The organism is Planktothricoides sp. SR001, assembly GCF_001276715.1.
Classification (GTDB): domain Bacteria; phylum Cyanobacteriota; class Cyanobacteriia; order Cyanobacteriales; family Laspinemataceae; genus Planktothricoides; species Planktothricoides raciborskii.
In genome coordinates this window covers 120,159-131,064 of record NZ_LIUQ01000013.1, presented here as the reverse complement: position 1 = coordinate 131,064, position 10,906 = coordinate 120,159, and the positions used below count along the sequence as shown (strand labels likewise).

The window sequence follows — 10,906 nt, the reverse complement described above, 5'->3', positions numbered from 1 at the left end:
GGGTAGATCAGGAAAACTGCGGAAGCAGCAGCAACAGGAGCGCTGTAAGCGACGCAGATCCAAGGACGCATACCCAAGCGGTAGGAGAGTTCCCACTCACGACCCATGTAGCAGAAGATGCCGATCAGGAAGTGGAAAATCACCAACTGGTATGGGCCACCATTGTACAGCCACTCATCGAGAGAAGCGGCTTCCCAAATGGGGTAGAAGTGCAGACCGATCGCATTGCTGGAAGGAACAACGGCACCAGAGATGATGTTGTTGCCTAACAGTAAGGAACCCGCCACAGGTTCACGGATACCGTCGATGTCCACGGGAGGAGCAGCGACGAAAGCAATGATGTAGCAGATGGTTGCGGTCAGAAGGGTGGGGATCATCAGGACGCCGAACCAGCCCACATACAGGCGGTTATCGGTGCTCGTGACCCAAGAACAGAAGCGCTGCCACAAAGAAGCGCTTTCGCGTTGTTGCAGAGTAGTGGTCATTTGCTTTATGAGTGCTATGTAGTTTTCAAGGTACTCGGTAGTGTTTTCCCTACCGTGATTACTAGATTACACACATTGTTTAGTTTTGTAAAGTCTTCTAATCTACAAGCTTTCTGATACATTAAATAATTTTTGTTGATGGTTAGTCATCACCGGAGTCATATTATGGCTGGACAACCAGGATTCAAATTATTCATTATTTACAGTTAGTAATTTGTAATAATTCTCCTAGAGAGGTTCCTGGGAGAGAAGACCGGGGATGGATTATCCAGCAAGGGGATTAGCTGAACAAAATAGGGATTGAAAAATTTAATGAGAAACTTAATTAAGCGGCGATGAATTTAAACTAGACGAACTGGAATTCACCCTCAACCTACCCAAACTAGCCATCCTGCTGACCAACTGCGAACATCCCACCCCAGAACTCATTGCCTTTTGCCACAAACTGACCGACACCGTAGCCGTAGCCTTCCTCACGGACGAATCCCTAGAATGGCCGTTAAAAGGATTTCCGCCAAATCAACCGAATCTGTTATCTGCCATTGAAACCTGGTTAGAGGAGATATAAGAAACCGGGTTGAAAGCGACAGTTTCAGCTACAAACCAGAGATTTTGCTAGAAACCCGGTTTCTGAACCCCACGCCAGTCCCAAACTTGGAATAAAATTAGAATTGACCTTAAAACCTGATTTTTGGTAATGAATACCTTAGCTGAACAACTTCTCAAAAAAGATGGTTTGCCGAATACAGAACAACAGGCGATCGCCCTTGAAATAAAGATCAAATGAACCTCTCTAAACTCTTAGAAATCGCACAAGTCTTCCTCAAACTCGGCATTATTGGATTTGGCGGTCCAGCGGCACATATTGCCATGATGGAAGATGAAGTAGTCCATCGACGGCAATGGTTAACCCAAGAAGAATTTCTGGATCTGGTAGGTGCCACCAACTTAATTCCTGGACCAAATTCGACAGAAATGGCGATTCATGTTGGCTATATATATGCCGGTGGTTTAGGATTAATTGTCGCCGGAACTTGCTTTGTGTTCCCGGCTGTACTAATGACGGCAGCTTTGGCATGGGGATATGTCAAATTTGGACAATTACCGGAGATTTATCCGTTTTTATATGGCATCAAACCGGCGGTTTTAGCGGTGATTTTTACCGCATTGTGGCGCTTGGGGAAAAAAGCAGTGAAGTCTCGGGAACTGTTGATCATTGCGATCGCCACTGGGATTGCAGTCAGTGTAGGAGTGAACGAGGTAGTCGCCTTGTTGTTGGGCGGAATCTTGGGCGCTGTTTGGCTGAATTTGCGTCATCAACCGACTTTAAGTGCATGGGTTTTCGGGTTGTTTTTATCCCAAACTCCCAGCAGTTTATCTCCAGAAAAATCCGTGAATTTAGAATCAGTTCCATTGTGGCAATTGGGGTTATTTTTCTTAAAAGTCGGCAGTGTTTTATATGGGAGTGGTTATGTGTTAATTGCCTTTTTACAGGGTCAATTAGTGGATGAATTTGGCTGGTTGACTCAGCAACAATTATTAGATGCAGTGGCAATGGGTCAAGTCACTCCAGGGCCTTTGCTAACCACGGCAACTTTTATCGGGTATGTAATTGGTGGATTTCCCGGTGCGATCGTTTCTACGGTGGGGATTACCTTGCCATCTTTTCTGTTTGTGTTAATGCTAAATCCCTGGATTCCCCGCTTACGAGGCAGCAAATGGACTTCAGCTTTTTTAGATGCGATTAATGTTAGTGCCGTGGCATTGATGGCGGTGGTGACGGTTGAATTAGCGGTGGCGACTTTCGGGATTAATCTTATGGGAATGCCCCTAGGGAGTGCGCCGATCGCGATCGATTGGATTGCGGTTATGATTGCGGCGATCGCCGCTATTTTTGCCTTAGTTTGGCGGATCAATGCCGTTTGGTTAGTCTTCGGAGGTGTGATCGCCAGTTGGCTGGTCTATATTCTGGGTTAACATTCTGGGTTAACATTCTGGGTTAACATTTCCATCCTCACAATACCGCCAAAAAAACTTATTATCCTTTGGTTAACTGAAGAAACCCTATAAGTGACCTTAAAAGGCTTTTCCCCAATCAACCTAATCTGATATCAACCATTGTTATCTTTGGCATCCAACCAAGAAACCCGGTTTCTTGTCTATTGGCAGCGGATAAAAAAACTATCTCCAAATTAAATAGTCAATTCATCCGCTGCTTGTCTATGGTTTGTTACCGATGGCATCAAGGTTAATTGTTTATCCCCTATTTTTCATCCAACACATTCGACCTAAGAATTAATCAAAAAATCACTGAATAAATCATCAAAAAAACCTTGACAAATAAATTGCCATGAGATAGAGTAATTATTAAGAATTCAGGTTAGGTGGGGCTTTAAAAACACACAAACAGCCCAAGCGATACCTGGGATTGCCCGGCCCGGAGTGGCGAAAAAATAAGAGCGAAAACCCTTATGCTTTCCGGGCCTGGTAAAGTCCCTTAATCGTTTCAAAACTCACAAAGGGAAGCCCTGTGAGGGGCTTCCTCCTGCCCGGAACCCAGAAACCCGATTTCTTTAAAATTCATCATTTTCTGTATCTTCAAACACCGTTGGTAAATAAAATCGGTTTAGGTACAGAGAGGATTTGTCCGTTCTTTGGCCTCTCGCCAATACCTCGTAGGCCGACACGGGTTCCCATTATATCTTTATAAGAGTATTTTGCCAATGGTGTTAATCTTCTCTCTATTCTCTGTGTTTCTCTGTGTTTCTGTGGTTCAAGAATCATCACCACAGAGACACAGAGAGGCACAGAGAGATATAGGGGCGCAAGCCGCCGCGCCCCTAAGTTAAAAAACAGTTAACTAAAAATAGCCGATTCGATCGCATATAAAGCATGGTTGAGGTCGTCGTTGACAATTTGAATGTCAAATTCGGAGGCGACTGCGAGTTCGTTTTCTGCTTGTTGCAGTCGTTTTTCAATTGCTTCTTCTGTGTCTTGTCCCCGTCCGCGAATGCGTTTTTCTAATTCTTCAACGGAGGGAGGTAGGATGAAAATTTGCCACGCTTCGGGAAAACTTTGCCGAACTTGTCTCGCTCCTTGTACCTCTATTTCTAATAGGACAATTTTGTCCTGAGCGATTTGTTCTTCGATCGCTTTTCGGGGGGTGCCGTAGTGGTTGCCCGCAAATTCTGCCCATTCCAAAAATTCACCAGCGGCAATCATTTCGGCAAACTGCGATTTGGTCAAAAAATAATAATGCTGACCGTGAATTTCTCCAGGACGAGGCGATCGCGTAGTAGCAGAAATTGACAGATAAATTTCTGGGTGATTTTCTAGCAGCAATTTTAACAAAGTGCCTTTGCCGACACCACTTGGCCCGGTTAAAACAATTAATTTACCCATAAGTGTTCAGTGAAATGTTCAGTGAAATGATAACTAATTATTTGTCAGGTCTTTATTCAGAAATCGATTGGCCACGGTTTCCGGCTGAATTGCCGACAGAATCACATGATTAGAATCGGTGATAATCACCGCACGAGTGCGCCGCCCATAGGTAGCGTCAATCAGCCGATTAGCGTCTTTGGCTTCACTGATGATTCTTTTAATCGGGGCAGAGTCAGGACTGATGATAGCAATAACTCGGTTAGCAGAAACAATATTACCAAAACCAATATTAATTAATTGAATATCCATAGGAACCAGTGTCCTAGTTGAAAAGTTGAACAATTTTAAAGGACTTGCCGTAGGAGCCTGCCATCGGCAGGGGGGCTTTCGGGGCAGAGGAGAGATGTTAGGGGCGGCAATGCTTGCGCCCCGGCAATGCTTGCGCCCCTAAATCTCGAAAGCCAGTTCCGTGCGATACTACACAAAAAGCCTCACAATAGAATCGAAGTACAACCTCTATCTAGCCTAGACGGATAACTCTGATTTTGAATTATTCCTTGTGATTCTTTTATATTTCTATATTTCGTTTATTTTGTTTTTGCCGTTATCTTCTTATGCAACCAGTTGACTTCACCACCCTCACCGCAGCTTGTGGTGAACTGCGTACCTTTTTACTGCCAGCGCGTCTGGAACAAGTGATTCAGCGCGATCGCCACACGATTTGCCTTGCCCTGCGTACCCTGAAAAAACGCCACTGGCTAACGATTTCCTGGCATCCTCAAGCTGCCTGTATTTGTGCCGGAGATCCGCCCCCCCGGACTCCAGACACATTTACTTTTAGCGATCAATTGCGCCATCAACTCGGAGGTTTTGCCCTGGTGGGGATTTCAGCTTTAGCCCCGTGGGAAAGGGCGATCGATCTGCAATTTGCCCAACGTCCGGGCGACCCAATTTTATGGCATTTGTATGTAGAAATCATGGGCAAACGCAGCAACGTAATTTTAGCCAATCAAGACAATCAAATTGTCACCACCGCCCACCAGGTGAGTGAAAAACAATCCAGCGTTCGCCCAGTGCTCACGGGGCAACCCTATGAACGTCCTCCAGCCCTGACTGACCCTGCCCCCAATTTAACGGAGTTACCATCTCGTTGGCAAGAAAGAATTAGTTTAATTCCGGGCAAGTTAGGCCAACAATTGCTGAAAACTTATCGGGGTTTGAGTACCCACTTGGTTAAATCCATGATAGAAGCAGCGGGTCTAGACAGCGATCGCCCTACGGACTCCCTGACTGACGCGGAATGGGATCGGCTGTTTCAACGTTGGCAAGAGTGGCTACATATTTTAGAGAAGTTATCCCAAGGAGATTTATCCTCCCTTCAGCCAAGATTAACGGAAACTGGCTATACTTTGATTCACTGGCAGATTCACGGGCAAAATCCCCAAAGCGAATCAGGAGTAGTTCAAAATCCTCCGACCACTCATTCCGTTCAACAATTACTTAACCGCTATTACACCGATCAATTAAATCAACAAACTTTCCAACAACTGCATCACCAGTTAGGGCATAAAGTCAAAAATTTGCTAACTAAACTAGGAGTCAAAGCCCAAGGATTTCGCGATCGCCTCCAACAATCGGACAATGCAGAAACTTATCGGCAAAAAGGCGATTTGCTAATGGCTTATTTACACGAATGGAAACCGGGGATGCGATCGATTACCTTAGCGGACTTTGAAACGGGTCAGCCGGTAGAAATTCCCCTCGATCCAGAAAAAAATGCGGTGCAAAATGCCCAGAAACTTTACAAACAACACCAAAAACTAAAGCGATCGCGCATTGCCGTAGAACCCTTATTAGCGGAAGTCCAAACCGAAATTGACTACTTAGAACAAGTAGACTTAGCCATTGCCCAAATCGATCGCTACCAGCATCACCAAGACCTTTCCGCCTTAGAAGAAATTCGCGATGAACTAATGCAGCAAGGTTATCTCCCAGACCCCGACCACCGCAGTCAAAACCAAACCCCGGTTACGGATTTTTACCGTTACTTATCTCCCAATGGCTTTGAAATTCTCATCGGTCGGAACAACCGTCAAAATGACCAACTCAGTTTTCGGCTCGCTGGGGACTATGACCTGTGGTTTCATACCCAAGAAATTGCCGGAAGTCATACCCTATTGCGATTAAATCCGGGAACTGTGGCCGACGATGCGGACTTGCAATGTGCCGCCGACTTAACTGCTTATTATAGTCGCGGGCGACAAAGCGAACAAGTACCCGTAGTCTATACCAAACCCAAATATGTCTATAAACCCAAAGGAGCAAAACCGGGCATGGTAGTATATAAGCATGAACGAATTATTTGGGGGCGTCCCCAAGAGGGCAGTAAACGAAGCGATCCTAGTTTCAGGTCATAGCCCAACAGCAAAATCGCCAGAATAATGATACGGTTAACCCTACTGACTGTAAAGTAAACCGCCCCAATATGCCCCAATATTTGTAGATTTGCTGATTTTTTCAACAAACGATAAATTTTTGTAACAAAAAATCCGTGTTTATTGTTACAATAAAACTGAGGACAAGGTAAATTATCTCTTAACCCCCTGTAGCTTGGGAAGGCACAGTTTGGGTTTCCTCCATTTCAGACAACAACGACAAATATTCTGTTCGACCAACCGGCTTTTTGGTTGGTCTTTTTGTTTTTGATTTTTTAGACAACGGGCGTGGGGGAGAGGTTCGTAGGAGAGAGGAGAAAGTGACACATCAATTGTAGGGGAGGGGCGGTTCGCTTGGACGCCCCTACAGGGAATTTATTCCCCCGACGGGTCTGGTTTACTTGTCTGTTCTACGAACCTCTCTCGTGCGAACCTCTCTTCTTTTTCCTCTGTGTCCCTCTGTGTCTCTGTGGTAAAAAAACCATCACCATTTCAGACGCAGAGAGATGGGGTGTAACAGATAACAGATATTGTATAAATAATTATTTTATTTTCTCTATATTAAATGATATAATTTATAGAATATCTGGAGATAAATTGAGTTGCTGAATTTGATAATTCACCAATTACATAGATAATTTATTCATTTGTAGCTCCCTGGGGGCGATCTAACGCGATCGCCCCCAGGGAGCATAGACACGAGTACCAATTAATTATACAATTAAAAAAGCTTTTAAACTTGAGCGGAAAACATGAGCAAATTTAACGATAAAGACTTTGAAGTAGGTATTTCGCCTCGAATTGTGCGCTTATATGATATTACAAACCAACAACCATTTACCGCTTCAATTGTCAGCTATCCCGGTTCTAACTGTATTACCATTAACCTGTTCGATCGCCATACAGAAATTATCCAAGAAGTCACTTTAGAATTAGATCATGGCCAATTGGTTTATAGTGAAAAATTTTATGAGCATGGCTAATGGGTGATTGGTATTGGGATTTGTAGCGATCTGCTTAGAATGCCAAAAAATCTAAAATTTAGGGTGTAAAACTATTAATTTTAAAAAATAATTTTTTAGTCAGTCCCAGTCAGAAAACTTATAGAAAATCAATATGGATTGCTGAGACTGGCTTTTTATTGCAAATAAGTAATTAATTACCTAAAGCGCCAAGGGTGACAAAAAAAGTGACAAATAGATTGGGTCAGCATTTATCCTGAAAACCCAACCCCTTCAGAGAAGAATGAATTAGTTCTCTAGAATGGGTTCTATTTTTTTGGCCGATTTTCACGGAATAGAACCGCCATCAAAGAAAAATATTCAAGTTTGATTAAAATCCCCATTCTCGATCCCTTATCCGGGCATTATAGTAATAAAATAGTCATAAAATGTATGTAACGGAGAGTTCTCCCAAAACTGTTTTGGGTTCTAATCAGCAGGTACAGAATCAGCTAAAGTTAGCTTTACAGCTAGGTTTGCGCCGTCAAATCTTCGTGGCGGTGTGCGATGACGTGGGCTTAATGTACCACATGGCGGAACGCATAGAGTTAGAAATCGCCGGTGGAACATCATTCCCCGTAGGGGGGCAATGCTTGCGCCAGGAACAGCTTGGATCCAAACCATCACCGGGTTTAGTAACATTACAGCTAAACTTAAAAGATCCTAGTCCGATTAATCAGATTCGGCGATGGTTGAGAAAGCATTCCATCCCGAAAACATCTCGGACGATTGACTCATTACCTGTCCTGCCTAATTTTCAATTTTTAGGGGTGGATCTTTTAACCCGCAAATCCGCCGCTTCTCAGTGGCATTTCTTAAATGAGTTGCAAGAATTAGCCCAAATTTTACCTAGTTTAGAGTTTAGCTTAGTATTTTGGTTGACTCGTCCGTGGTGTCGCGCGATCGCCCAGTCTGCTCCGGAATTTTGGAGTTGCCGAACTGGGGTGTTTGAGTTTGCCGGAGAACCCACACCGACAACGGTAATTAATAGTTTACCTCTGAATTTACCCCTGAAAACTATTGAACCTAACCTGAAAAATAATTCTGAGTTACATAAACCCGTGAACTTGGGTAATGTGACCCGGAAAAAATTATCCGATGCCAAATACTCACGGCAAAAAGATATACAGAAAAATCTCCCTATTATTGGACAATATTTTCATCAAAATTTACCAAATTTAGAGCCAAATTTAGAGCCAAATTTAGAGCCAAATTTAGAGCCAAATTTAGATAAAGATCAAAAATCAGCGCCAAAAGCAAATCAATCGCCAATTCCCCAGATTTCCAGTTCAGCAGCAAAAACGCCGAATTTGCCGAAATTGGATATTATAGGAGTGAGCGATCGCCTCCCAGAAGCGATCGCCAATCATGGCAATTCTTCTCAAACCAATGAATTAAATTACAGTGGCATTGATGCCCCATTAAAGCAGTTAATTACCTCAAGTTTTGCCACCTTAGAAGAAGTGGCAAACCCAAGTCAGCATGGGCATTTATCTGCCCCTGCCGTACGGAAAATTGTCCAAGATATTGAACAATTAAATCAGCAACAGCCATTGCCTACTTTAGAATTGGGCAATGCTTATTTAGCTTTGGGTAATCTTTATCGAGTCGCGATCGCCAGGGGGGAAAGCAATGCCACTTATTTAAAAATTGTGATTGCGGCTTATGAACAAGTGATTAAATTCCGCCATGAGCAAGGATATGATTCTCAAGGCTATGAATTAGCCAATGACCTTGGCAATTTTTACTGGATGCTTTCCCGGTTAGAGGTCAATGTTTCTGAGCAAATTTCCTGCTTAGAACAGGCGATCGCGGCTTATCAAAAATCCCTAACCAAAATCAATCCCGAACAGCAGCCGGAAAGTTGGGCAATAGTGCAAAATAACCTAGGTAGCATCTACAATGAACTAGCCCGTCATCGAGAACCGCTGCCAGCATTACAATCCAGTATTAAAGCTTATCAAGAAGTGCTTCGTTATCGGCCTAATTTCCAAGCAATTCAGCAAAGTAATGCCCCGGAATCAGAAAAAAATGCCCAAATTCAAGCCTTAGCTGCTACGCAAAATAACCTGGCCACAGCTTATTGGAATTTAGCCCAACATCAAGACTCTTTAAAGAACCTAAAACAAGCAATTTATGCTTATATTCAAGCCCTAATTGCCCTGGAATCTCAAATTCATACCAATGAATCGCCCCAAGGGTTGTTAAACTATGGCATGATCCAAAATAACTTGGGAACCGCTTACTGGAATTTGGCGCAACATGAAAATGTTGAAGATAATTTACAATTAGCCATTGGTGCCTATCAAATTGCCTTAATGTACCGCACCCCAAACGCGGCGCCAGTTGCCTGTGCTGCTACCCAGAATAATTTAGGGACAACTTATAGTAATTTAGCCAAATATTCAGAGCCTCATTCTCAAGAACGGCACAATTATTTAAGACAGGCGATCGCCGCTTATTCCACAGCGTTAGAAATTGCGGAAAACCTGCAAAAAATCGATCTGAATAAACCTAAAAATATGGTCGTGGCTGTCAAGCCCTCCCTAATGACCTTTGATGTCTTAACCACCCATAATAATCTGGGGGATGCGTATTATCAATTAGCCAGTGAAAGTGATTCAGAAATCGACTCAGAATCGACATCATCATCGGTAAAAACCGCTCTTAGCCACGCCTTAGAACATCATCTAAAAGCCTGGAAAGGATGGCAAGAAAAAGCCCAAACCGATTTAGCCAAAAATGCCCTCACGCATATTGTGCAAACCATTCGCGCTTTCTACAATTTCTTCGGTGTGCAAGGGCAAAATATCGCTTTATCCCAAATTCCTGGCGAGATATTGCCAGAAGTGATGCCCCGGTTATCCGCATTTAAGCATTAGTCAAAAGCATTCAGCTAACTGCCTAGGTTAACCCTAATGTCGTACAATGACAAATGACTTCCTAGAATCAATATCAACCATGACTGATAGCATATTTGCTAAAATTATCAGGCGGGAACTGCCCGCTGACATTGTTTATGAGGATAATCTTGCCTTAGCGTTTAGAGACAAAAATCCTCAAGCCCCCGTTCATATTCTGGTTATCCCCAAAGAGGCGATCGCCAAACTATCTGATGCTGAATCCAAAGATCATGCCCTGATGGGACATTTGCTGCTAACGGCGAAACGAGTTGCCGAACAAGAAGGACTAAGCGAAGATGGCTATCGGGTCGTCATTAATAATGGTCCCAACGGTGGACAAACCGTGTATCATCTCCATTTACATATTCTGGGGGGTCGTCAAATGAAATGGCCTCCGGGCTAAACTCAATAAATTAGTCTGATAGTCCAGTAGGGTGCGTTAGCCGGTCAAAATGAAGCCACTTCAAGCGACCAGCCACAGTCCGGCGTAACGCACCAAATTATCCCACGGTAACTAGATCGCCTAAACAAACTTTTACTTTAGACTTTTGCTTTGCTATTCTTCCATGCTTTGGGCCACTCTACCAGGGTAATTTACCGAGACAGTGATGAAAGAAAAAAATCAGGGGTTTTGCGGTTTGGGCAGAAAAAACAGATTTTTCAGGTTACACTTTATCTATAACAATTAAGCGGATGGC

General features: G+C 43.5%; 8 protein-coding genes and 1 pseudogene. 6 read left to right on the top strand and 3 right to left on the bottom strand.

Translation table 11 applies throughout. From position 1 onward, the window contains the following. Positions 1-485 (bottom strand): annotated as a pseudogene (locus AM228_RS29555) (photosystem II q(b) protein); the annotation flags it as partial. 355 nt (positions 486-840) lie between these two features. Here AM228_RS29555 and AM228_RS37125 point away from each other — a divergent pair. Both AM228_RS37125 and chrA read left to right on the top strand, forming a co-directional pair. Continuing rightward, complete coding sequence (locus tag AM228_RS37125) at positions 841-1,053, top strand: hypothetical protein (protein ID WP_375339301.1); 213 nt, start codon at positions 841-843, stop codon at positions 1,051-1,053. A gap of 215 nt (positions 1,054-1,268) precedes the next feature. Continuing rightward, positions 1,269-2,462, top strand: coding sequence for a chromate efflux transporter (gene chrA / locus AM228_RS10330; protein WP_054466033.1), 1,194 nt, complete (start codon positions 1,269-1,271; stop codon positions 2,460-2,462). Between the two features lie 879 nt (positions 2,463-3,341). Here the strand turns inward: chrA and gmk are convergent. Both gmk and remA read right to left on the bottom strand, forming a co-directional pair. Then, a complete protein-coding gene (gene gmk / locus AM228_RS10325) occupies positions 3,342-3,887 on the bottom strand; it encodes a guanylate kinase (RefSeq protein ID WP_054466032.1) in 546 nt (181 codons plus the stop codon). 33 nt (positions 3,888-3,920) lie between these two features. Next, positions 3,921-4,178: an extracellular matrix/biofilm regulator RemA gene (gene remA / locus AM228_RS10320; RefSeq protein ID WP_054466031.1), complete on the bottom strand. Its 258-nt coding sequence runs from the start codon at positions 4,176-4,178 to the stop codon at positions 3,921-3,923. A gap of 305 nt (positions 4,179-4,483) precedes the next feature. Here remA and AM228_RS10315 point away from each other — a divergent pair, with 305 nt between their 5' ends. The 4 genes from AM228_RS10315 (at position 4,484) to AM228_RS10300 (ending at position 10,611) form a co-directional block, all read left to right on the top strand. Then, positions 4,484-6,286 carry an NFACT family protein gene (locus tag AM228_RS10315; protein WP_054466030.1) on the top strand — a complete coding sequence of 601 codons (1,803 nt, stop codon included), beginning with the start codon at positions 4,484-4,486 and terminating at the stop codon, positions 6,284-6,286. 770 nt (positions 6,287-7,056) lie between these two features. Next, positions 7,057-7,287: a hypothetical protein gene (locus AM228_RS10310; RefSeq protein ID WP_054466029.1), complete on the top strand. Its 231-nt coding sequence runs from the start codon at positions 7,057-7,059 to the stop codon at positions 7,285-7,287. Positions 7,288-7,694: 407 nt separating this feature from the next. Continuing rightward, on the top strand, positions 7,695-10,187 hold the full coding sequence (locus AM228_RS10305) for a tetratricopeptide repeat protein (RefSeq protein WP_054466028.1): 2,493 nt from the start codon (positions 7,695-7,697) through the stop codon (positions 10,185-10,187). A 79-nt stretch (positions 10,188-10,266) separates the two neighbouring features. Continuing rightward, the gene (locus tag AM228_RS10300) at positions 10,267-10,611 is read left to right on the top strand and encodes a histidine triad nucleotide-binding protein (protein WP_190879731.1); all 345 of its coding nucleotides are present in this window, start codon (positions 10,267-10,269) and stop codon (positions 10,609-10,611) included. Positions 10,612-10,906 lie beyond the last annotated feature (295 nt).

What these genes read in the sequence shown, in the direction of transcription:
- AM228_RS10300 (WP_190879731.1), top strand. Translation starts at nt 10,267, where the DNA reads ATGACTGATAGCATATTTGCTAAAATTATCAGGCGGGAACTGCCCGCT.
- chrA (WP_054466033.1), top strand. Translation starts at nt 1,269, where the DNA reads ATGAACCTCTCTAAACTCTTAGAAATCGCACAAGTCTTCCTCAAACTC.
- AM228_RS10310 (WP_054466029.1), top strand. Translation starts at nt 7,057, where the DNA reads ATGAGCAAATTTAACGATAAAGACTTTGAAGTAGGTATTTCGCCTCGA.
- AM228_RS10305 (WP_054466028.1), top strand. Translation starts at nt 7,695, where the DNA reads ATGTATGTAACGGAGAGTTCTCCCAAAACTGTTTTGGGTTCTAATCAG.
- AM228_RS10315 (WP_054466030.1), top strand. Translation starts at nt 4,484, where the DNA reads ATGCAACCAGTTGACTTCACCACCCTCACCGCAGCTTGTGGTGAACTG.
- gmk (WP_054466032.1), bottom strand. Translation starts at nt 3,887, where the DNA reads ATGGGTAAATTAATTGTTTTAACCGGGCCAAGTGGTGTCGGCAAAGGC.
- remA (WP_054466031.1), bottom strand. Translation starts at nt 4,178, where the DNA reads ATGGATATTCAATTAATTAATATTGGTTTTGGTAATATTGTTTCTGCT.